We start from the raw sequence: 21,813 nt of genomic DNA, 5'->3' as shown, positions 1-21,813 counted from the left end.
CTTAAATAGCGGAAGAGGGACGTGCGGCATAATTCGGTTCAGCTGTCGCACACCACTGTTGATAACGTTCATAAAGTTGCTGATAGCGCGCCACGCGCGACGCATCGGGCTGCAGCGTTTTCTCTACCGGGCTGGCCATCTGTTGCTGGGCGCTGGGAACATCGTCATACACGCCCGCCGCTACGGCGGCAAAGATCGCCGCGCCCAGTGCACAGCACTCATCGGATGCCACAATATCCAGCGGTCGATTCATCACATCGCAGCAGACCTGCATAATTGCCGGAGATTTACGGGCGATGCCGCCCAGCGTCAGGATGTTCTCTACCGGGATCTGCTGCTGTTCGAAACACTCCATAATGGCGCGTGCACCAAAGGCGGTGGCGGCGATAAAGCCACCAAACAGGGTGGGCGCGTCGGTACCCAGATTGAGATCGGTGATCACGCCTTTCAGGCGCTGGTTGGCAAACGGCGTACGGCGGCCGTTAAACCAGTCCAGTACCACGGGCAGATGATCCAGTTGCGGGTTAGCGACCCAGGCATCGGTTAACTGGCGCAGCAGGTCCTGCGACAACGCCTCAAGCTGCGGTTTTAACTCTGGCTGCTGACGGGCGGCCAGCTGCAGCGGCCAGTTCAGCAGACGACTGAACCAGGCATACATATCGCCAAAAGCGGACTGGCCCGCTTCCAGACCCATCGCGCCTGGCGTGACGCTACCGTCAACCTGACCACAAATTCCTTCAATCGCACGGCTGCCGACGCGTTCGCTGTCAGCAATCAGAATGTCGCAGGTGGAGGTGCCAATCACTTTTACCAGGGTATAAGGCTGGGCACCGGCGCCCACCGCGCCCATATGGCAGTCAAACGCGCCGCCGGAGAGCACCACGGAGGTAGAAAGGCCGAGACGCTGCGCCCATTCCGGGGTGAGCGTGCCAACGGGTTTTTCCGCGGTAAACGTATCGGTAAACAGGGGATAATCCAGCTGTTGAGTCAGCATGGGATCGAGCGCGTTAAAGAATGCCGCTTGCGGCAGGCCGTCCCACTGCGGATGCCACAGGGATTTATGACCAGCGGCGCAGCGCCCACGACGAATGGCTGCCGGAGCGGTGGTGCCGCTCAATAATGCTGGTACCCAGTCGCACAGTTCAATCCAGGAAACGGCGGCGTCGCGCACGGCGGCGTCAGCGCGGGAGACGTGCAAAATTTTTGCCCAGAACCATTCAGAGGAGTACACGCCGCCAATATAGCGCGAGTAATCTTCAAACTGGCCGCTGCGACAGAGTTGATTAATCTCCTCCGCTTCTTCAATGGCGGTGTGATCTTTCCACAGCACAAACATCGCATTGGGGTTATCAGCAAATTCAGGGCGCAACGCCAGTACGTTACCGTCACGGTCGATCGGTGCCGGCGTTGAGCCGGTAGAATCCACACCGATGCCGACAACCGCAGCGCGCTGCTCTTCGCTCAGGCGCGCCACCACGCCACAAATTGCTTTTTCCAGCGCCTCAATATAATCCAGCGGATGATGACGGAACTGGCTGACCTGCGGCACGCTATACTGGCCGGCCATCCAGCGCGTATAGGGCGCCACCTCTTTTTGTAGTTCCTCGCCGCTTTGGCAGTCTACTGCCAGGGCGCGAACCGAATCGCTGCCAAAGTCCAGACCAATCGTTATGGCACCAGCACGCATTCGGGCTCTCCTGTTAATGAACAATCGCAGGCTCTAACACTAAAAAGCGTGGCGGTTTTCGGTTAGCCCTTGCCAGCTGCATATATGCATTTTTCTGTCATCGTCATGGGTTATGTGAAGCCGGTCAAAAGTTAATGCTCGGTTAAATCTGCTGAATTTATGGATTAAATTGCTATTGTTTTGCTATGTGATACCGCTCTACATTTCCTGGTGCATTTCCCGCTAAAACTAGCCCAGCGTTTGTTCAGGTAACGCGCAATATTAAAGCTAATTACCTGATTTGCCGTTTTCATAATCTTTTTAATCCGATTGGTATCGTTTACACCGTTTCGTTGCGCACAACGAAATAATTACACTGCGCCGGAGAACACCATGCACAAATTCACTAAAGCGTTAGCCGCCATTGGACTGGCTGCCGTTATGTCACAATCCGCTATCGCTGAGACGATGAAACTCGGCTTCCTGGTTAAACAGCCGGAAGAACCCTGGTTCCAGACGGAATGGAAATTCGCTGATAAAGCGGGCAAAGATTTGGGCTTTGATGTGATCAAGATTGCGGTGCCTGACGGCGAGAAGACGCTGAACGCCATTGACAGTCTGGCCGCCAGCGGCGCGAAAGGCTTTGTTATCTGTACTCCCGATCCCAAACTGGGATCGGCGATTATGGCAAAAGCCCGCAGCTACGATCTGAAAGTGATCGCGGTGGACGATCAGTTTGTTACCGCCAAAGGCAAACCGATGGATAGCGTGCCGCTGGTGATGATGGCGGCGACCAAAATCGGCGAGCGTCAGGGCCAGGAGCTGTATCAAGAGATGCAGAAACGCGGCTGGGATGTGAAAACCTCAGCGGTCATGGCGATCACTGCGAACGAACTGGACACCGCACGTCGCCGCACCTCTGGTTCCATCGAGGCGCTGAAGGCAGCCGGATTCCCGGAAAAGCAGATCTATCAGGTTCCTACCAAATCTAACGATATTCCCGGCGCTTTTGATGCCGCTAACTCGCTGCTGGTCCAGCATCCGGAAGTGAAAAACTGGCTGATTGTCGGCATGAACGATAACACTGTGCTGGGTGGCGTGCGCGCCACTGAAGGTCAGGGTTTTAAGGCGGCCAACGTAATCGGCATCGGCATCAACGGCGTGGATGCCATCAGTGAACTCTCTAAAGGTCAGGCGACCGGCTTCTACGGGTCGCTGCTGCCCAGCCCGGATGTGCATGGCTACAAAAGTATCCAGATGCTGCACGACTGGGTGACCAACGATAAAGAGCCGCAGAAATTCACCGAAGTAACGGATGTGGTGCTGATTACCCGCGATAACTTCAAAGCTGAACTGGCGAAAAAAGGGCTGATGTAACGCGTGGTTTCATCGACGGGCGGCATGTGTCGCCCGGTAAGCAGGCCCGCACGGTTGATGCGGGCAGGTTGTGCTCATCTTACGCCGATTAACCGGCGTTCACAGTGAACAGGCAAAGCGGAGACACCATGAACACTGATTCAGCCTTTCTGTCGTTTCATGGCATCAGTAAAACTTTTCCCGGCGTAAAGGCGCTGCAGGATATCAGCTTCAGCTGCCGTGCAGGCGAGGTGCATGCGCTGATGGGAGAAAACGGCGCCGGTAAATCGACGCTGCTGAAAATCCTTAGCGGCAGCTACCAGCCCAGCGGCGGCACCATTCAGATTCAGGGCAGGCCGGTAAATTTCAGTCATACCACCGACGCGCTGAATGCTGGCGTGGCCATTATCTACCAGGAGCTGCACCTGGTGCCGGAAATGAGCATTGCTGAAAATATCTACCTTGGCCAGCTGCCGCAGCGCGGCGGACTGGTTAACCGTAAGCTGCTGCGCTATGAGGCAGGGCTACAGCTGAAAAACCTCGGCATGGATATCGATCCCGATACGCCGCTGAAATATCTGTCGCTTGGGCAGTGGCAGATGGTGGAGATTGCCAAAGCGCTGGCGCGCAACGCCAAAATCATCGCCTTTGATGAACCCACCAGCTCACTGTCGGCGCGGGAAATCGAGCAGCTGTTCCGCGTTATTCGTCAGCTGCGTGCGGAAGGGCGCGTGGTGCTGTATGTGTCGCATCGTATGGAAGAGATCTTTGCGCTTAGCGACGCCATTACGGTGTTTAAAGATGGACGCTACGTGCGCACCTTTGACGATGTGCCCAATACCAGCCACGACATGTTGGTACAGGCGATGGTCGGGCGCGATCTGGGCGATGTCTATGGCTATGCGCCGCGTGAGCATGGCCCGGTGCGATTGCAACTGGAGGGCGTACATGCGGTCGGCGTGCGCCAGCCGGTCTCGTTCAACGTACACGCCGGTGAAATCGTCGGGCTGTTTGGTCTGGTTGGCGCCGGACGCAGCGAGCTAATGAAAGGGCTGTTTGGCGCGACACGCCTGAAGGCGGGACGTGTGCTGCTGGACGGCAAAGCCCTGGCTATCAGCGAGCCTTCAGATGCCATTCGCGCCGGGATTATGCTCTGTCCGGAAGATCGCAAAGCCGACGGCATTATTCCCGTCCATTCGGTGCGCGATAACATCAATATCTCTGCACGACGTAATAACCTGACGGCGGGGTGTTTGATCGATCGGCGCTGGGAATCGCAGAACGCCGATAAGCATATCCGGTCGCTGAATATCAAAACTCCGGGACCTGAACAACTGATTATGAACCTCTCCGGCGGCAACCAGCAGAAGGCGATCCTCGGCCGCTGGCTGTCAGAAGATATGAAGGTCATTCTGCTGGATGAGCCGACGCGTGGGATAGATGTCGGAGCAAAGCATGAAATCTATAACCTGATCTATGCGCTGGCGCAACAGGGCATTGCCGTGCTGTTCGCCTCCAGCGATCTGCCGGAAGTCATGGGTCTGGCCGATCGTATTCTGGTGATGCGCGAAGGTGAGATCGCCGGTGAATTGTTACATGATGAGGCAACGGAACAGCTTACGCTGAGCCTTGCCATGCCGAAAAATACGCAACAGACGGCCGCCGTGGCCTGATGCAGGAGTAATGCTATGTCTTCCACGACTTCAAATACGTCGCCGGTAGCGCGTTCCGGTTTACGTTTGGGCCGTATCTGGGATAACTTCGGGATGCTGGTGGTTTTTGCCGTGTTGTTTATCGCCTGCGTACTGTTTATCCCTAACTTTGGCTCCTTTATCAATATGAAAGGGCTGGGTCTGGCGATGTCGATGTCCGGTATGGTGGCGTGTGGCATGCTGTTCTGCCTCGCCTCCGGCGACTTTGACCTCTCCGTGGCGTCGGTGATTGCCTGCGCCGGGGTGACCACGGCGGTGGTGATCAATATGAGCGAAAGCCTGTGGCTGGGCATCGGCGCGGGTCTGCTGCTGGGGATGCTCTGCGGCTTCGTTAATGGCTTTGTCATCGCCAAACTGAAAATCAATGCGCTGATCACCACGCTGGCAACCATGCAAATTGTGCGCGGCCTGGCCTATATCTTTTCCGATGGTAAAGCTGTGGGTATTGAAGATGAACGTTTCTTCGAGCTGGGTTATGCCACCTGGTTCGGCTTGCCGGCACCTATCTGGCTGACCATCGGCACCATGATTATCTTTGGTTTTCTGCTGAATAAAACCACCTTTGGCCGCAATACGCTGGCGATCGGGGGTAACGAAGAGGCGGCACGGCTGGCCGGCGTGCCGGTGGTACGTACCCGCATCATTATCTTTATTCTTTCCGGACTGGTTTCAGCCGCTGCCGGGATTATCCTTGCTTCACGTATGACCAGCGGTCAGCCGATGACTTCGCTGGGCTATGAGCTGATCGTTATCTCCGCCTGCGTGCTGGGCGGCGTATCGCTGAAAGGCGGAATTGGTAAAATCTCCTACGTGGTGGCAGGCGTACTGATCCTCGGTACCGTTGAGAATGCGATGAATCTTCTGAATATCTCACCTTTCTCACAATATGTGGTGCGCGGTCTGATACTGTTGGCAGCGGTGATTTTCGACCGCTACAAACAGAGCCATAAAGCGGCCTGATCGTCGTGGGCAGCCGCACGGCTGCCCGCAATTTCGACGCTTCGTTACGAGGATTATTATGTACCATCGTCAACCGATTGAGTCACAGCCCAACCCTTTACTACCGGGCTATGCGTTTAATGCCTGGCTGGTGGCCGGGCTGACGCCGATTAGCGCTGGCGGCGCGCTTGATTTCTGTATCGACCGCCCGCACGGCATGAAAGGCTATATTATCAACCTGACGATAAAAGGACGGGGCCGGGTATTTGACGGCGATGCCTCTTTCGACTGCGAGCCGGGCGAAATGCTGCTGTTTCAGCCCAAGACGCCGCACTATTATGGCCGGGCGCCCGATAGCGACTGTTGGTATCACCGCTGGATCTATTTCCGTCCACGCGCCTACTGGCATGACTGGCTGCGCTGGCAGGATGAAACCAATGGCGTGGGACGCCTGCGGCTGCCAGAGTCGCTGCGCGGTGAGTTTGATCGTCTGTTTGCTAATATTGAACAGACGCATAATTCCGGCCGTCGCTTTGCCGAAGAGCTGGCGATGAATTTGCTGGAGCGGCTCCTGCTGCGGGCAGTAGAGGAAGATCCGCGCTCGCATCAGCAAATTCGCGATCCGCGTATTATTGAAGCCTGTCAGTATGTGACCAGTAATCTGGCTGGCGAGCTAAAAATTGAGGCGGTGGCGAAGCACGTTTGTCTGTCGCCGTCGCGGCTGGCGCACCTGTTTCGTGAGCAGATGGGGGTAAACCTGCTGCGCTGGCGTGAAGACCAGCGGGTCATTCGTGCCAAGCTGCTGCTGCAAACCACCCAGGAGCCAATCGCTTCTGTGGGCCGTGAGGTGGGTTATGACGATCAGCTCTATTTCTCGCGTGTGTTCCGCAAACGCGTCGGTGTCAGCCCTAGCGATTTCCGACGCCGTAGCCAGGACGCGCATGACGCGTTGGTAGCACAGGAAACCTGGCAATTGCCAAAGCGAGCAGGGGAGTAAAAGGTTTGTTGGCCCGCGTCAATCGCATCGCGGGCCTTGTATTGAAAAGAAACAGTAGCATCGCTCATCTTTTTATCTGAAATATTCTTCTTTCTCTTTAGGCGTTACCACTCTTGCGCCTTACATCGACTGGCTTAGCGCCGCCTGTTTGCCGGAACTCTATGTTCAGGATCACAGGATATATATTGCATGATATTAATCTTTTATTTTTCGCTCTACATTATACTGTGCAATAAGCAGGGATTTCAGGCGGCTTACCGTCGTTATCTTTCAGGCAATAACCATGCGAAGGAGAAGGTATGCTTACTCATAACCACTATGGCCAGGCTTTAGGCAGAGAAATTAAAGATTGGGTGAAGAGAGCCGCTCCTGAAAAAGTCACGCTGAAAGGCGATTACTGTATCGTTTTACCGCTATCATCCGATCATGCCGAAGATCTCTTTCCTGAATGGCACAGCATTGACGATGACCGGGACTGGACCTATCTTTCTGATGCCAAACCTGCCACTAAAGAACAATGCTATCAGTATTTTAGAAAACTCAGCGCAGATAAAGATAAACTCTACTTCGCCGTGAAAGATATTCATGATGGTCACATAAAAGGCATGCTTTGCGTCACCCATATTGACCCGAATAATGGGGTATTTGCGCTGGCGGAAATCAACTGGACGCCGCTGATGAAAAGAACACGGCTCAGTACGGAGTCGCTTTTTCTGATCATTAGCTATTTTATGGATAAGCTGCATTACCGGCGATGCGAGTGGCAAACCAACAGCCTGAACACTCAGTCCATAGACTCGGCCCAACGTATCGGGTTTATCAGAGAGGGAATACTGCGTGATAAAAGGATCAGTAAAGGTTATGCCGAAGATATCGCGTTTTTTTCCATCACCGCTTCTGACTGGGTTGATACGGCTGCCGCACTTAAAGCCTGGCTGAGAAAAGAAAATTTTGATGAGCGTGGCAGGCAGATCCATAAGCTTGAGAGCTTCCGCGTTGCAGTGAACAGTGGCGAGGCATAAGCCGGGTTTAGGTTGAGTGCGCTTTGCGGCCTCTGCGCTGGCAACGCTCAGACGGCCATTTAATTAGCAGTTGGTTTAACATCTTGCGCAATTATCTGGCATAGTTGCGCAACTTATTTTTATACTACTCTGCACTTTACCTTAAAGATTAAAAGTGAGTGCATATGATCGACGCCCGCCTTCCGCTTACCGATATCCATCGCCATCTTGATGGCAATATTCGTGCCGCCACCATCCTTGATTTAGGTCGTGAATTCAACATTGCTTTGCCAGCCAACAGCCTGGAAGCACTGCGTCCTCATGTTCAGGTGGTCGAAAACCAGCCCGACCTGGTAAGTTTCCTGCAAAAGCTTGACTGGGGGGTAAAGGTGTTGGGATCGCTGGAGGCCTGCCGTCGCGTGGCGCTGGAAAACGTTGAGGATGCCGCCCGCGCCGGGATCCATTATGCCGAGCTGCGTTTTTCGCCAGGCTATATGGCGATGAACCATCAATTGCCCATTACCGGCGTAGTGGAAGCGGTAATTGATGGCGTACGTGCTGGCTGCCAGCAGCATAATATTGATGTACGCCTGATCGGTATTATGAGCCGTACCTTTGGTGAAGAAGCCTGCCTGAATGAGCTGGAAGGATTGCTGGCCCATCGCGATGGCATTACCGCTGTGGATCTGGCCGGTGACGAGCTGGGATTCCCTGGCAGTGAATTCCTCAGCCACTTCAATCGCGCGCGTGACGCAGGCTTTCGAATTACGGTACATGCCGGTGAGGCTGCCGGTGCGGAAAGTATCTGGCAGGCGATTCGTGAACTGGGCGCCGAACGTATTGGTCACGGGGTTAAGGCAGTAGAAGATCCGGCGCTGATGGATTTCCTTGCCGCGCAGGGGATTGGTATTGAGTCCTGCCTGACTTCAAATATCCAGACCAGCACCGTAGCGCATCTGAGCCATCATCCGCTGGTGAAATTTCTTGATCATGGCATTCTTGCTACGCTGAATACTGACGACCCGGCGGTGCAGGGGATCGAAATTGCTCATGAGTATCAGGTTGCCGCACCGCAGGCTGGGCTGACGGCTGAGCATATTCTTACCGCCCAGGAAAATGGCCTGAAGATCGCCTTCCTGAGCGAAGAAGAGAAGCAGCGTATCCGTCAGCGTGTAGCGGGCTAAGCGGAACTGAGCCAGGGCCAGCCCGCAGCGTAATACGTTACGGGCTGACTAGCGCGGACGGGCAACCACAATGCCTGGCCGCGTTTTAATGTAAGAGAGCAGCGGTGTATCGACAACCTTCATATTTTTCTTTAAAGAAGAGGCATTACGTAACCAAACCTGATTACCTTTTTTAATGATAATTCCGGTATGCGAAACATCCAGACCCGCCAGCGGCGAATAAATTCCCACATAGTCGCCCGTTTGCAACGCTTTTAAAGTTCCCTTATTAATATTATTAGCTGGAATATAATTAATTATTCGGGGCGTTATCGGCAAGCCAGGTAAATATTTTCCGCCATCGGCTTTTAAATTAAGCTGTTTAGTAATTTTAACCGTCGGGGTATTCAGTTTATCGGTAATATCGCGCGCATTTAAGGGGGCCAGGCTAAACCAGTCGGAGAAAAAATGTTTACGATGGACGAAACTCACCTCTCCCTGGTGATAACGCGTGAGGCGCAACTGAGTAAAAAAGTCGTCTCGGCTGCTGGCGTGGCTGAGCGCGGCAACATAATCCAGCAGCGTAAAGCAGTCGACGCCGTTAAAATTGACAACCAGCTGCTCTGGAACGTTATCCGATCCCGTTAGCGTATCTGCCTGATAAGGCGTCCCGAGAAAAGCCGCAGAGATATCGGCAATGCGCTCTCCCAGTGGTTTATTATGTGCGGGAATAACCTGCTGTTGCAGCATCTCATCAAGTCGCTCAGAGGTTTGTTTATCTATTACCGGGCGAGATGTAGTGGTGCAGGCGGCAAGAGAAAATATTAATAATAACGATGCTATTAATTTCATTTTTAATTCCTTCTGTATTATTTCTGTCAGGCAAGAAATAACCTCAATCCTGAGGATGGAGTGGCATAATTATTAAATAATCATCTGAGCGCAAATTTTATTCTTACGAATGAGAGGGAACGCGCAAAAAAAACGCTGATATAAAAAAGGGCGACATGATGTCGCCCTGAGAGTGAATAGCGCGTTAAAAGCGCAATAACCTTATTCCGGCAGGTTTTGTGCCGGCGCGCCCAGCATATAACGGGAGAGAAAGCCGTCGAGCGGCATATTTTCACCGTTCATCGTCACCTGAGTGCCGTTAAACTGCAAGCTGGTCACGATGTTATCATCCTGCTGCTGGGTCAGGCGGAACATTTGTCCCATCGCCGCCAGGCCTTTAACCTGCTGTTCAGCCAGCTTGCTGGCATCAGATTCCTGATAACCTTCCGCCATAGCAACCTGCTTCATCAGGGCGGTCGCCATCGGCATATTAATCACCAGTTTACCTTCCAGCGATTTTAGCATCCGGCTCAGCGCGTCAGCCGGCGTTTGCGCCACGCCCTGAGCAGTAGCGGGATCTTTAAAATGCGCCGCTAAGTTAAAGGTGCTTTCTCCTTTATCATTTTTCCAGCTTAGCGGAGCCACGGTCACCACCGGATCGCCTTTCAGCAGCAGCGGCAGGTTAGCGGCCATAATCTGACGTACGCCTTCCTGATAACGCTCGGGATCCTGTTCAATGCCGGGCTGATTGATTAATGCCTGCATCTGGCTGCGATAGTTATCCGAAGCCGTTTTCAATGCCTGTCCATCAAACTGTGACAGCTTCAGGGTCATCTTGCCGGAGCCAAAACTCTGTTTTTCCAGCATGAGGTTATCAATGGCGTAATCCATCTGGCCAGAGAGCGTATTGCCGCTGGAATCAAACTGCGTTTTGATATCCATGCCTTCCAGCGTTGCTGTTTCCTGGCCGTTAACCGCCGTGGTCAGCTTTTTCAGATTGAAGTGTTGATCGCCAATACGCACACCCTGCGGGCTAAGGTGGGTTTTACCGTTAAGGCTAATGCCATTCAGGGTGAACAGCACGGGCTGATTTGCTTCGTTTCTTATTGTCAGCGCCACGCTGTCAATATCGGAATCGAAATTAACCCGATCGCCTTCGGCATCGCTGTCAATGCCCAGCGTGCCGCCGTTCCAGGCGTAGCGCTCGCCGGTTTCACTGTTTTGATAATCCAGCGGCAACAGACGAATCGTTGAAGCGGTAGCGCCGCTGTAACCGATACGGGTATCCGCATCAATCACCGATTTACCTTTGGTCAGCTCAAACAGCTTTTTCAACGCGGGGGTATTTTCCAGCTCGCTGTGTACCGAGGCCATGCTGGGGATCAGATTAAAGTTTTTCAGCTGAGCGAAGGGGAAAGGGCCATGATCGATGGTCTCATTCAGCACCACGCTCTGGCCCGGCTTCAGCAGCGCATTATCTTCTGTCTGCGAACTGGCCTGTACTACCAGCTGAGTATGGCTGGTAAACAGGCCGCGCTGATAATTTTGGTAACTCACTTTCAGACGGCTGTCGGGCGCAAGCTTTGTCAGCTGCGCATTCGCATTTTGCACGATCTGATCCATGTGGCTTTCGATCTGCTTGCCTGTTAGCCAGGCCGCGCCCGTCCAGACCACTCCCAGCGCGACTACAACGCCAACCGCAATTTTCGTCTTGTTCATCGATTCGTCCTTTTTACGGCATCAATGCCTGATATTAATTTATTGAATAATCATAGCATTTGCAGAACTGGCCGTCAGCCTGGCAGGTTATAAACTCGGGCAAGTTGTCCCTGACCGCAAGCCGTTATCGGTGATTCGCTGGCGGCGACGAAACAGGATTCGCCTGCCCTGAGCGTCAGCGGCTGTTGGCCCGTCAGCCGGGCTTCGCCTTCAATACAGAACAGGATCGCCGCGCTCTGCTGGCAGAGCGTTATCGGTGTAGCGTTCAGCGCGTGAATTGCGAAAGCGAAATCATCCACCGGAACGGGAAATTCGCGCGTATTTCCCTGCTGCACCGGCTCGGTGAGCAGGGTATCCGCCGCGCGGGGCGTAAATTTTATGTTGGCCATCAGTTCATCAACATCAATATGTTTCGGCGTCAGCCCGGCGCGTAACACGTTATCTGAGTTTGCCATCACCTCCAGCGCCACGCCGCGTAGATAGGCATGGGGCGTCTCAGCAAATAAAAACATCGCTTCGCCCGGCTGTAGTTCAATCAGGTTTAGCAGCAGCGGAGAAAAAAGCCCGCTGTCATCAGGATACTCTTCAGCGATGTTGCGAATAGTCCGCCAGGGTTCGCCGTGTTGCGTATGCAGCGTGGCTTTAAGAATATCAATCGCACGTTGTTTCTCTGCCTGCTGTAACGAGAGCAGCGAGGAAAACAGTATGGCCAGGCTCGCCTCATCCGGCTGCTGTAAGAAGTGGGCGATGGCCGGATGCGCACCAGCAACCGGCTGCAGCAAGGAAATGATCTCCGCAAAAGGGCGAAAACCGTTAACGGCTAAAAAAGGGGTCAGCGCATAAACCAGTTCAGGCTTATGGTTAGCATCTTTATAGTTGCGTTCCGGCGCGTTCAGCGGGATACCCGCTGCGTTTTCACGTGCGAATCCAGCCTCGGCGGCGGATTTGCCAGGATGCACCTGAATCGATAGCGGCTGTTCGGCACACAGCACTTTAAACAAAAAGGGGAGCTCGCCAAAACGTGCCGCTACTTTTTCTCCCAGTAGGCCCGGCTTATCTGATTCGATCATCTCCCGCAGCGAGCGCAATTCGCCGTTCACTTCAATCCCCGAGCTGCTTTTAGGGTGTGCGCCCATCCAGAGCTCAGCCATCGGCTGCTGCGTCGGATTCCTGATGCCATACATCTCAGTTAGTGCCGTTTTACTGCCCCATGCATAGTTTTGCAGCGAATTGTGAAGCTTAAACATGATCTCTCCTTTTACTGGCGGCTGACCGCAGGTATTAAAGCAGAACGTGTTTTCGAAACCTGGACACAAGTCAAATAAGGACGATTGGCTCGCAGAATGTTAAATTATTGTATGTCACACTATGGCCCACGCCCGCTGTGTCGGATAGTCACAGGTCAGGGCTTTTTAAATCATATGTTTGTGCTAAAGGAGAGAAGTAATGGCAGCCAACCGCATTGAAAAAGATTCAATGGGACCTATTGATGTACCGGCTGATAAACTGTGGGGCGCGCAGACGCAGCGCTCGCTGGAACACTTTCGCATCTCTACAGAAAAAATGCCTGCCGAGCTGGTGCATGCGCTGGCGTTAACCAAACGCGCCGCCGCAAAAGTTAACAGCGATCTCGGCCTGCTGCCGCAGGAGAGAGCGCAGGCGATTATTCAGGCTGCGGACGAAGTATTGGCGGAAAAGCATACCGCTGAATTCCCGTTGGCTATCTGGCAGACCGGCTCCGGCACACAAACCAATATGAATATGAACGAGGTGCTGGCCAACCGCGCCAGTGAGATCCTCGGCGGTGAGCGTGGTATGTCTCGCCTGGTGCATCCAAATGATGATGTCAATAAAAGCCAGAGCTCCAATGACGTTTTCCCTACTGCTATGCATGTGGCGGCAGTGATCGCTCTGCGTGAGAACCTGGTTCCGCAGCTCAATATACTGAAGCAAACGCTGCAGTCTAAAGCGGAAGCGTTTAAAGATATCGTTAAAATTGGCCGTACCCACCTGCAGGACGCCACGCCGCTGACGCTGGGCCAGGAGATTTCCGGCTGGGTAGCGATGCTGGAACATAACCTGAAGCATATCGAGCAGAGCGTGCCGCACATAACCGAGCTGGCGCTGGGCGGCACCGCCGTTGGCACCGGACTGAATACGCATCCTGAGTATGCAGTGCGCGTTGCTGAAGAGCTGGCCGCGCTGACGCGTCAGCCGTTTGTGACCGCGCCGAATAAGTTTGAAGCGCTGGCGACCTGTGATGCGCTGGTGCATGCACACGGCGCGCTTAAAGGTCTGGCGGCCTCGTTGATGAAAATCGCCAACGATGTGCGTTGGCTCTCATCTGGCCCGCGTTGCGGCATCGGTGAAATTGCCATTCCGGAAAATGAACCCGGCAGCTCTATCATGCCAGGCAAAGTTAACCCGACCCAGTGCGAAGCCATGACCATGCTTTGCTGTCAGGTGATGGGGAACGATGTGGCGATTAATATTGGCGGCGCGTCCGGCAACTTCGAACTGAACGTGTTCCGTCCGATGGTCATTCATAACTTCCTGCAGTCGATTCGTCTGCTGGCGGATGGTATGGATAGCTTTAATCATCACTGCGCCGTAGGCATCGAGCCAAACCGCGATCGTATTACGCAACTGTTGAACGAGTCGCTGATGCTGGTGACCGCGCTGAATACGCATATCGGTTACGATAAAGCCGCTGAAATTGCTAAAAAGGCGCATAAAGAGGGGCTGACGTTGAAAGCGTCCGCGTTGAAGCTGGGCTATCTCACGGAAGAAGAGTTTGATGCCTGGGTTCGACCAGAAGAGATGGTTGGCAGCATGAAGCAGTAAATTATCTCCCGGGGCCAGCAGGCCCCGGTTTTTCTCTTTGCATCTGACCATTTAGCGCCGTTATGCCCTCTCTCTTTGCCTGTGATCTTTCCCTTAAACCGAGCTTACTGGCCTGTCGCAATAAAGATGCAGTCGCGGGATCAACAGCCACAGCGGATCCGCCTGCGGCTTATAGCGATGGGTAATATTTTCCGCATCATAATTTAACAGCTCACCTAATACCGGCACCTGTTGCCGATCCGGACAAAGCACCAGCAGCGGAGAAGGGCAGGCCAGCTGCGTCTGTTTTTGCTGCTCTTTATCCCAGATACGTGCAATCGGCTGCACTTTAACCGGCCGCTTGATTTTCAGCTTCGCGCCCGCAGGCAATGACTGCACCGCGATCAGCTCCTGCTGTACCTTCTCCGCCCATTGCTCACGGGTCCAGGGCGCCTGCGCGCGGCCCGCCTTCAGGCTCTTTTCCAGCTTTGCCACAATCTCCTGCGACGTTACATTTTTAATAATATGTTTGTTGGCCCAACCGAAGCGCACGCTGTCTGGCGCATCCAGCAAGGTAATGGCGCGGTAGGCGTTTAGCGTGAGCAGACCGCGCAGATGCGTATGCACAAATTCAAAACGTGCTTCACTCGGTAAGCCCGATTCCACGGTAATGATCTGCTCCAGCCGCGCCTTAAGCAGATTGATTTTATCAACCTGCTGATGGAGAAGGGCATGCTGGTGGCTGTCTGCTTCAAAGCAGAGTGCGCCGGGCAGGCGAACAGCGGCTTTGGTGCTGATATTTTCCGACTGACGTTGAATAAACAGACGACAATAATGCTGCAAAGCAAGCTGTCGCGCCTCATCCCCCAAATGCTGGGTTACGCTGATTTGCGCTATGGGATCGTGTTCAGCGCCTTTTGCCACTGGCGGTAACGAGAACACCCGGCCGACCAGCAGCGGCAGCGACGTTAATTGTTGCTGGAGAACGCTAAGCTCCTCATCAAGCTGATTAGCGCACTGACGCAAATCTTCCACTAAGTCATAGCGAGGCATGGTAGCTCCTGCGGTGAAAAATATTATTAGTTACAACATACATTTTAATAACCAAAAATACCAGTTCAGCAATGGGGAAATCATCAGTCAGGCAGAAAAAAAGGCCACGTGAGCGCGGCCAGAAGAAGACGAGGTGAGGCTAGAGTTTTTTACTGTGGAGTTGGCTGGCGACAAGCAACGCCAACAGCAGCATTATGGCAATAAATGTTGTAATGCCAGGCCAGCCCCAGGCGTGCCAGAATACGCCGCCCAGGGTGCCCGCAATGCTGGATCCCGCATAATAGCTGAACAGATACAGCGATGAAGCTTGCCCTTTGGCGCGACGCGTACGTGGTCCAATCCAGCCGCTGGCAACGGAGTGGGCGGCAAAGAATCCGGCGGTAAACAGCATCATTCCTGGGAAAATCAGCCACAGTGAATTGAAAAGCGTGATAAGCAGACCACACAGCATCAAAGCCGTAGAGAAAAACAGTACCGGGCCACGCCCATAGCGGGCTGTCATCGCCCCCGCTTTGGGTGAGCTCCATGAACCGGTGAGATAAACCACCGACAGCAGGCCAACAACCGCCTGGCTGAGAAACCAGGGCGCGCTCAGCAAACGATAGCCAATGTAATTAAATAGCGTAACGAAGGCGCCCATCAGCAAAAAACCCTCCGCAAACAGCAACGGTAAACCGCGATCGCGCCAGTGCAGGCGAAAGTTAATCGCCAGGCTACGGGGATTAAGTGAAGCTGGCCGAAAATGACGCGACGCAGGCAGAATTTTCCAGAACATCAGTGCCGAAGCCAGGGAAAAACAGCCGATCACGGCTACCGCCACGCGCCATGAGCTAAAATCAGTAATAACCCCGCTCAGCAGACGACCGCTCATCCCGCCAATAGAGTTGCCGCTGATATATAAACCCATGGAAAAGGCAACCACACTGGGATGAATCTCCTCACTCAAATAGGTCATACCGACCGCAGCCACCCCGCTTAGCGATAAACCAATCAGCGCCCGCATAATTAAAATACTGTGCCAGCTGTGCATGGTGGCGGAGATCAGGGTGCATATCGCTGCCAGTAACAGCGCGATCACCATTACCGGCTTGCGGCCCACGGCGTCGGAAAGCGGTCCGGTTACCAGCAGCCCCAGTGCCATAAGAGCGGTTGAAATTGACAACGAAATGCTGCTTGTTGCGGGTGACACGCCAAATTCATGGGAAAGCACCGGCAAAATAGGCTGAACGCAGTAGAGCAGGGCAAAGGTGGCAAGACCTGCGGAAAACAGCGCCAGCGTTACGCGCATAAACTGCGGCGTGCCGCGTTTGATATAGAGGTTTTTATTCACGACAGCGGGCGAGACACGCTGAACCTCGTCAGCGGGTAACGTCGCACCCTGAGATGAGCGTTCCACAATAGTTCCTTATTTAAACATCAACTATTTAATTGTGGGGCGACCTTATTATACTGTCTAATATATTAATTATCTGAATTGATACATGTAAAGTATGAATGTCGAACTTCGTCATCTTCGTTACTTCATCGCCGTTGCGGAAGAGCTGCATTTTGGTCGTGCGGCGCTGCGATTGAATATTTCACAACCGCCGTTAAGCCAGCAGATCCAGCAGCTTGAACAGCAGGTAGGCGCTTGTTTGCTGGCGCGCACCAATCGTAGCGTTCAGCTTACCGCAGCTGGACGTCAGTTCCTGCAGGATGCGCGCGTGATCCTGTTGGATGTTGAGCAGGCGGCCAGCCGCGCCGCGCGTTTGCATCAGGGGGAGGAAGGGGAGATCCGTATCGGCTTTACCTCATCGGCACCTTTTATTACCGCCGTTTCCGATGCGCTGTTTACCTATCGTCAGCGTTTTCCGCAGGTGCATATTCAAATGCAGGAAATGAACACCCGCCAACAGCTGACGCCTTTAAGCGAAGGGCGACTGGATTTTGGCGTAATGCGTAACACGCCTCTGCCGGAAACGCTGGCATGGCAGCTGCTGCTGCGTGAGCCGCTTTGCTGCATAGTGCATCATGCGCACCCTTTGGCGAGTCAGCAAAGCGTCTCGGTTACTGCCCTCGCCAACGAACCTTTTGTTTTTTTCGATGCGCAAAGCGGCACCGCACTGTATGGCGAAACGATGGCGCTTCTGCAGCGCTACCAAATCCAGCCTTATATTACGCAGGAGGTTGGCGAGGCGATGACCATCCTTGGCCTGGTTGCCACCGGGCTGGGCATATCTATCTTGCCCGCCTCTTTTCGCCGTGCGCAACTGGCTGGCGTGGTTTGGTTGCCACTACAGGAGGCGGATGCCTGGTCGGAAATGTGGTTGGTCTGGTCAAAACAGCGTGAAATCAGTGCGCAGATGAAGCAAATGAAGTCCTTGTTGCTAAGCGAAAGCTGGCGGCGCTGAGTTTGCAGCCCATTTATTGCTTACAATGGCGGATAGCTCCCGATTTATTCACATGCGCCTTGCAATATTACTCGGCGGGCCGCAGGCCTAATCGATCACAGCCTCTCTGCCTGGTCCTGTTTTTGTGCAGTAAATCACATTCCGAATCAAATAGTTGACGCCTGTTAATATCTCATCCACCATAGCCTGAGCAGGTTTATTTTGAAGCGCGAAAATAAGTGGGAGCAGGGGTAGTGATAGCGGACAGTCAACCTGGTCATATCGACCAGATCAAGCAGACAAACGCTGGGGCTGTATATCGCCTGATCGACCAATTTGGCCCGATATCGCGTATTGAGCTTTCCCGGCGGGCTCAGCTGGCGCCAGCCAGTATCACCAAAATTGTCCGTGAAATGCTGGAAGCCCATCTGGTACAGGAAACGGAGTATCAGGAGCCGGGCAGTCGTGGTCGGCCTGCGGTTGGCCTGATTCTGGATACCGTAGCCTGGCACTATCTGGCCGTTCGTATTGGCAACGGCGAGATCACGCTGGCGCTACGCGACCTCAGCAGCGCGCTGGTTACCGAAGAGACCCGGTCGCTGCCGGTGCAGAGCGAGACGCCGCTGCTAAACCGCGTGATCCTTGAAATCGATCAGTTTTTTATCCGCCATCAGCACCAGCTGGAGCGGCTGACCGCCATCGCCATTACCTTGCCCGGTATTATTCATTCCGGCAAGGGAATGGTTCATCGCATGCCGTTTTATCAGGTCGCTGATATGCCGCTGGGGCCGGAACTGTCCGCCCATACCGGTCTGCCGGTTTATATTCAGCATGATGTTTGCGCCTGGACCATCGCTGAATCGCTGTTTGGCGCATCGCGCGGGGCCAGCGATGTTATCCAGATCGTCATCGATGACAACGTCGGCGCAGGCGTAATCACTGGCGGTCGCCTGCTGCATAACAGTCGCAGTTCGCTGGTTGAAATTGGGCACACGCAGGTGGATGCGTATGGCAAGCAGTGCTATTGCGGCAACCATGGTTGCCTGGAGACGGTCGCCAGTATCGGCAGCATTCTGGAACTGACGTCACAGCGCATGCAGACCGCGCTCAGTTCTATTCTGCATCATCAGCCGTTAACCGTGGAATCACTGTGCGATGCGGCACTGAATGGCGATCCGCTGGCGCGCGATATCATTACAGGGATTGGCAATAGCGTCGGGCGCATTCTGGCCATTATGGTCAATCTGTTTAATCCGGAAAAAATCCTGATTGGTTCTCCGCTTAACCGCGCCGCCGAGGTGCTGTATCCGGCAATCGGCGCCTTGATCCGCCAGCAGGCGCTGCCAGCTTACAGCGCCGATATTCATGTTGAACCCACCCAATTTCCCAACGTCGGCACGATGCCTGGCGCTGCGCTGGTCAAAAACGCCCTGTATAACGGTGAACTGCTTATCAAACTGTTGCAGGGCTAATCTAATTTCAGTTATCACTAAAAAATTGCGCTAACGCAAGCTGTGCAAAAGCGCGATTTCCTACACTGTGCGACATAAACCGATGATTAATGTTTAACTATTTCAGGCCGACAGCCTGCCGGAGTGTTGCTATGCTGAGTCGTCTTTTCATTACCGGTACGGATACCGCCGTCGGTAAAACAGTTGTTACACGAGCCCTGATGCAAAAACTGGCGGAAACGCACCCGGCGGTAGTGGGATATAAACCGGTAGCCAAAAGTAGCCAGATGACGGCAGACGGGATACGCAATAAAGATGCGTTGATATTACATCGTGCCTCCACGCTTGATGTGCCTTATGAAGCGATAAATCCCGTTACGCTGCTAGAAGATGAAATCAGCACCCATCGCGGCGAAGCCATTAACTATGCGTGTCTGAGCAGCGGCCTGCAGGCGCTGGAAGCGCAGGCCGATGTGGTGGTGGTGGAGGGGACCGGCGGCTGGCGCAGCCTGATGAACGATCTGCGGCCGTTATCCGACTGGGTTATTCAGGAGCAGCTGCCGGTGGTGTTAGTTGTCGGCATCAAGCTGGGTTGTATCAGTCATGCCTTACTGACGGCGCAGGCAATCATTAACGATGGTCTGCCGTTGATGGGCTGGGTCGCCAACCGCATCAATCCGGGGCTGGCGCACTATGCGGAAATTATCCAGGTACTGCAGGAGAAAATCCCGGCGCCGCTGTTAGGCGAGCTGCCTTATTTGCCACGGGCTGAAGAGCGCGAGCTGGCAGGTTATATCGATCTCTCCTCGCTTTTACTGCCGCAGGCTGTCGCCTGATTCACAGAGGGCATACGCACAGTTATCGAATAAAGCGCGGGGGCAGGAAGAAAACGCCCCACGCAAACAAGGTAATCATTTTTTGATGCGCCCTCAGGGCGCAATCGTATGTTTAGCGACTGAGTGCGCGACGCGTACGGCCTGAACTCAGATAATCAGCGATATAATCCTGCGAAATTTCGCCGCTGTAGCGGCCTTCTTCATCCACAATGGGCATCCATACCAGATTATGTTCATAGAGTTTTGACAGTACCACACGCAGGTTTTCTTCCGCTTTGCCGGTTACGGTAAAATTGTGCAGTTTCTCTTCGCAGTAGCCGCTGGCTCCGCGCGCTTCACGCCGTTTCACAAAGCCCAGCGGGCGATCGTCGCTATCAACCACGGTAATGGAGCGCATATCATTATCATCCATGATCACAAATGCTTCTGACAACGGCGTGGACCGCTTAACGGTAAGGGTTTGCTGTTGATCGGTCACGTCGCCAGCCTGGACCAGCAGCAATCGTTTCAGTGTACGATCCTGGCCAACAAAAGAGCCAACAAACTCGTTGGCCGGTTTCGCCAGGAGTTCGTCAGGCGTGGCGCACTGCACAATTTTTCCCTGACCGAATACAGCGATGCGATCGCCCAGCTTGAGCGCCTCATCGATATCGTGGCTAACCAGCATGACGGTTTTCTTTAACTGGCGTTGCATTTCCAGAAACTCGTTCTGAATCGCCTCTCGGTTAATCGGATCGACCGCACCGAAAGGCTCATCCATCAGCAGGACCGGCGGATCCGCCGCCAGCGCACGAATGACACCTATACGTTGTTGCTGTCCGCCGGACATCTCTTTCGGATAACGATGCAGAAACTTATGCGGATCGAGTGCCACCATATTCATCAGCTCGCTGGCGCGATCGCGGCAGCGTTTTTTATCCCAGCCGAGCATGCGCGGCACGACAGTGATGTTTTCTTCGATAGTCATGTTAGGGAACAGGCCAATCTGCTGAATCACGTAGCCGATATTGCGGCGCAGGGTAACGGTATCCTGAGTGCTGGTATCTTCACCGTTAATGGTAATTTTACCGCTGGTTGCCGGAATCAAACGGTTTATCATTTTCAGCGTAGTGGTTTTTCCGCAGCCGGATGGACCAAGCAGCACGCACATTTCTCCCGCTGGCACGTGCAGGTTGACATTATCCACCGCATTAAACGTCGTGCCATTTTTCTGAATGAAGGTTTTAGTCAGGTTTTCCAGCTTTATCATTATCGAATCCCCTTCGGTGTCAGCACCAGCTGCAAGCGATGCAACAGCCAGTCAAGAATAATTGCCAGGAAGCAAATCAGCACTGCGCCTGCGATCAGCATACGAATATCGCTGCCGCTAATGCCGTCCAGCAACAGCAGGCCCAAACCGCCAGCACCAATAATTGCCGCAATCGCCATAACGCCTACGTTCATCACCACTGCCGTACGAATACCGCCGAAAATAATCGGGAGGGCAAGCGGGATTTCCACCCAGCGCAGGCGCTGCCAGAAGGTCATGCCGATACCGCGCCCGGCTTCGCGCAGACCAGGCGGCAGACTTTCCAGCGCGGTATGGGTATTGCGTACAATCGGCAGCAGGGAATAGAGAAATACCGCTGTAATCGCTGGCACCACGCCAATACCCTGACCAATAAGGGAAAAAAGCGGGATCATCAGACCAAACAGCGCGATAGAAGGGATGGTAAGCACAATGGTGGCGATCCCCAGCACCGGGGTTGCCAGCCATTTAAAGCGCACAATTAAAATGCCCAGCGGCACGCCGGCCAGAATAGCGCAGCCAACCGCTACCAGAACCAGCCACAGATGTTGCCAGCTAAGGGCGACGAGGTGAGGCCAGTTGTCGATCATATAGTGAATCGTATCCATA

18 protein-coding genes are annotated in these 21,813 nt (G+C 53.8%); 10 read left to right on the top strand and 8 right to left on the bottom strand.

The window, feature by feature from the left end:
• Position 1: 1 nt before the first annotated feature.
• Entirely contained in the window at positions 2-1,687 is a 1,686-nt protein-coding gene (locus ACQE32_RS05535) for a ribulokinase (RefSeq protein ID WP_426972663.1), read from the bottom strand.
• Between the two features lie 372 nt (positions 1,688-2,059).
• On the opposite strand from ACQE32_RS05535, the gene ACQE32_RS05530 reads away from it, so the two are divergent.
• The 6 genes from ACQE32_RS05530 to add all read left to right on the top strand — a co-directional run bounded on the left by ACQE32_RS05530 (position 2,060) and on the right by add (position 8,855).
• A complete protein-coding gene (locus ACQE32_RS05530; RefSeq protein WP_426981636.1) occupies positions 2,060-3,043 on the top strand; it encodes an arabinose ABC transporter substrate-binding protein in 984 nt (327 codons plus the stop codon).
• Positions 3,044-3,171: 128 nt separating this feature from the next.
• On the top strand, positions 3,172-4,695 hold the full coding sequence (araG, locus tag ACQE32_RS05525; protein WP_426981637.1) for an L-arabinose ABC transporter ATP-binding protein AraG: 1,524 nt from the start codon (positions 3,172-3,174) through the stop codon (positions 4,693-4,695).
• Between the two features lie 15 nt (positions 4,696-4,710).
• Positions 4,711-5,694 (top strand): L-arabinose ABC transporter permease AraH, encoded by a 984-nt coding sequence (gene araH, locus ACQE32_RS05520; protein ID WP_427021464.1) that lies wholly within the window; start codon positions 4,711-4,713, stop codon positions 5,692-5,694.
• A 58-nt stretch (positions 5,695-5,752) separates the two neighbouring features.
• Positions 5,753-6,670 carry an arabinose operon transcriptional regulator AraC gene (gene araC, locus ACQE32_RS05515; RefSeq protein WP_085071780.1) on the top strand — a complete coding sequence of 306 codons (918 nt, stop codon included), beginning with the start codon at positions 5,753-5,755 and terminating at the stop codon, positions 6,668-6,670.
• Between the two features lie 299 nt (positions 6,671-6,969).
• A complete protein-coding gene (locus ACQE32_RS05510) occupies positions 6,970-7,692 on the top strand; it encodes a GNAT family N-acetyltransferase (RefSeq protein WP_426972658.1) in 723 nt (240 codons plus the stop codon).
• 164 nt (positions 7,693-7,856) lie between these two features.
• A complete protein-coding gene (gene add / locus ACQE32_RS05505; RefSeq protein WP_426981638.1) occupies positions 7,857-8,855 on the top strand; it encodes an adenosine deaminase in 999 nt (332 codons plus the stop codon).
• 48 nt (positions 8,856-8,903) lie between these two features.
• On the opposite strand, the gene ACQE32_RS05500 is transcribed toward add, so the two are convergent.
• The 3 genes from ACQE32_RS05500 to manA all read right to left on the bottom strand — a co-directional run bounded on the left by ACQE32_RS05500 (position 8,904) and on the right by manA (position 12,631).
• Positions 8,904-9,686, bottom strand: coding sequence for a DUF1460 domain-containing protein (locus ACQE32_RS05500; protein WP_427021463.1), 783 nt, complete (start codon positions 9,684-9,686; stop codon positions 8,904-8,906).
• Between the two features lie 201 nt (positions 9,687-9,887).
• The gene (locus ACQE32_RS05495) at positions 9,888-11,384 is read right to left on the bottom strand and encodes a YdgA family protein (RefSeq protein WP_426972653.1); all 1,497 of its coding nucleotides are present in this window, start codon (positions 11,382-11,384) and stop codon (positions 9,888-9,890) included.
• Positions 11,385-11,458: 74 nt separating this feature from the next.
• Positions 11,459-12,631 carry a mannose-6-phosphate isomerase gene (gene manA, locus ACQE32_RS05490; protein ID WP_427021462.1) on the bottom strand — a complete coding sequence of 391 codons (1,173 nt, stop codon included), beginning with the start codon at positions 12,629-12,631 and terminating at the stop codon, positions 11,459-11,461.
• 199 nt (positions 12,632-12,830) lie between these two features.
• Between manA and fumC the strand changes: the two genes are divergently transcribed.
• A complete protein-coding gene (fumC, locus tag ACQE32_RS05485) occupies positions 12,831-14,228 on the top strand; it encodes a class II fumarate hydratase (protein WP_427021461.1) in 1,398 nt (465 codons plus the stop codon).
• Between the two features lie 93 nt (positions 14,229-14,321).
• Here the strand turns inward: fumC and tus are convergent, their stop codons facing one another.
• Positions 14,322-15,260 (bottom strand): DNA replication terminus site-binding protein, encoded by a 939-nt coding sequence (tus, locus tag ACQE32_RS05480; protein ID WP_427021460.1) that lies wholly within the window; start codon positions 15,258-15,260, stop codon positions 14,322-14,324.
• 139 nt (positions 15,261-15,399) lie between these two features.
• Positions 15,400-16,656: an MFS transporter gene (locus ACQE32_RS05475; protein ID WP_427021459.1), complete on the bottom strand. Its 1,257-nt coding sequence runs from the start codon at positions 16,654-16,656 to the stop codon at positions 15,400-15,402.
• A 94-nt stretch (positions 16,657-16,750) separates the two neighbouring features.
• Between ACQE32_RS05475 and ACQE32_RS05470 the strand changes: the two genes are divergently transcribed.
• The 3 genes from ACQE32_RS05470 to bioD all read left to right on the top strand — a co-directional run bounded on the left by ACQE32_RS05470 (position 16,751) and on the right by bioD (position 19,916).
• Positions 16,751-17,650 carry a LysR substrate-binding domain-containing protein gene (locus ACQE32_RS05470; protein WP_426981645.1) on the top strand — a complete coding sequence of 300 codons (900 nt, stop codon included), beginning with the start codon at positions 16,751-16,753 and terminating at the stop codon, positions 17,648-17,650.
• A 233-nt stretch (positions 17,651-17,883) separates the two neighbouring features.
• Positions 17,884-19,101, top strand: coding sequence for a sugar metabolism global transcriptional regulator Mlc (gene mlc / locus ACQE32_RS05465; protein ID WP_427021458.1), 1,218 nt, complete (start codon positions 17,884-17,886; stop codon positions 19,099-19,101).
• Between the two features lie 131 nt (positions 19,102-19,232).
• The gene (bioD, locus tag ACQE32_RS05460) at positions 19,233-19,916 is read left to right on the top strand and encodes a dethiobiotin synthase (protein ID WP_426972643.1); all 684 of its coding nucleotides are present in this window, start codon (positions 19,233-19,235) and stop codon (positions 19,914-19,916) included.
• A gap of 112 nt (positions 19,917-20,028) precedes the next feature.
• Here the strand turns inward: bioD and osmV are convergent, their stop codons facing one another.
• Together osmV and osmW are read right to left on the bottom strand one after the other, a co-directional pair.
• Positions 20,029-21,165 carry an osmoprotectant ABC transporter ATP-binding protein OsmV gene (gene osmV, locus ACQE32_RS05455; RefSeq protein WP_426981646.1) on the bottom strand — a complete coding sequence of 379 codons (1,137 nt, stop codon included), beginning with the start codon at positions 21,163-21,165 and terminating at the stop codon, positions 20,029-20,031.
• On the bottom strand, positions 21,165-21,812 hold the full coding sequence (gene osmW / locus ACQE32_RS05450) for an osmoprotectant ABC transporter permease OsmW (protein ID WP_426972641.1): 648 nt from the start codon (positions 21,810-21,812) through the stop codon (positions 21,165-21,167). Before osmW ends, osmV begins: the two co-directional genes overlap by 1 nt.
• Position 21,813: the final 1 nt, after the last annotated feature.

Origin of the sequence: Pantoea sp. FN0302 (genome assembly GCF_050113775.1) — a bacterium.
Taxonomy (GTDB): Bacteria; Pseudomonadota; Gammaproteobacteria; order Enterobacterales; family Enterobacteriaceae; genus Mixta; species Mixta alhagi.
The sequence above is the reverse complement of the archived record's forward strand: the minus strand, read 5'-3'. Positions and strand labels throughout refer to the sequence as shown.

What these genes read in the sequence shown, in the direction of transcription:
- ACQE32_RS05500 (WP_427021463.1), bottom strand. Translation starts at nt 9,686, where the DNA reads ATGAAATTAATAGCATCGTTATTATTAATATTTTCTCTTGCCGCCTGC.
- ACQE32_RS05510 (WP_426972658.1), top strand. Translation starts at nt 6,970, where the DNA reads ATGCTTACTCATAACCACTATGGCCAGGCTTTAGGCAGAGAAATTAAA.
- ACQE32_RS05495 (WP_426972653.1), bottom strand. Translation starts at nt 11,384, where the DNA reads ATGAACAAGACGAAAATTGCGGTTGGCGTTGTAGTCGCGCTGGGAGTG.
- araC (WP_085071780.1), top strand. Translation starts at nt 5,753, where the DNA reads ATGTACCATCGTCAACCGATTGAGTCACAGCCCAACCCTTTACTACCG.
- araH (WP_427021464.1), top strand. Translation starts at nt 4,711, where the DNA reads ATGTCTTCCACGACTTCAAATACGTCGCCGGTAGCGCGTTCCGGTTTA.
- add (WP_426981638.1), top strand. Translation starts at nt 7,857, where the DNA reads ATGATCGACGCCCGCCTTCCGCTTACCGATATCCATCGCCATCTTGAT.
- ACQE32_RS05535 (WP_426972663.1), bottom strand. Translation starts at nt 1,687, where the DNA reads ATGCGTGCTGGTGCCATAACGATTGGTCTGGACTTTGGCAGCGATTCG.
- ACQE32_RS05530 (WP_426981636.1), top strand. Translation starts at nt 2,060, where the DNA reads ATGCACAAATTCACTAAAGCGTTAGCCGCCATTGGACTGGCTGCCGTT.
- ACQE32_RS05470 (WP_426981645.1), top strand. Translation starts at nt 16,751, where the DNA reads ATGAATGTCGAACTTCGTCATCTTCGTTACTTCATCGCCGTTGCGGAA.
- bioD (WP_426972643.1), top strand. Translation starts at nt 19,233, where the DNA reads ATGCTGAGTCGTCTTTTCATTACCGGTACGGATACCGCCGTCGGTAAA.
- fumC (WP_427021461.1), top strand. Translation starts at nt 12,831, where the DNA reads ATGGCAGCCAACCGCATTGAAAAAGATTCAATGGGACCTATTGATGTA.
- araG (WP_426981637.1), top strand. Translation starts at nt 3,172, where the DNA reads ATGAACACTGATTCAGCCTTTCTGTCGTTTCATGGCATCAGTAAAACT.
- manA (WP_427021462.1), bottom strand. Translation starts at nt 12,631, where the DNA reads ATGTTTAAGCTTCACAATTCGCTGCAAAACTATGCATGGGGCAGTAAA.
- osmV (WP_426981646.1), bottom strand. Translation starts at nt 21,165, where the DNA reads ATGATAAAGCTGGAAAACCTGACTAAAACCTTCATTCAGAAAAATGGC.
- tus (WP_427021460.1), bottom strand. Translation starts at nt 15,260, where the DNA reads ATGCCTCGCTATGACTTAGTGGAAGATTTGCGTCAGTGCGCTAATCAG.
- osmW (WP_426972641.1), bottom strand. Translation starts at nt 21,812, where the DNA reads ATGGATACGATTCACTATATGATCGACAACTGGCCTCACCTCGTCGCC.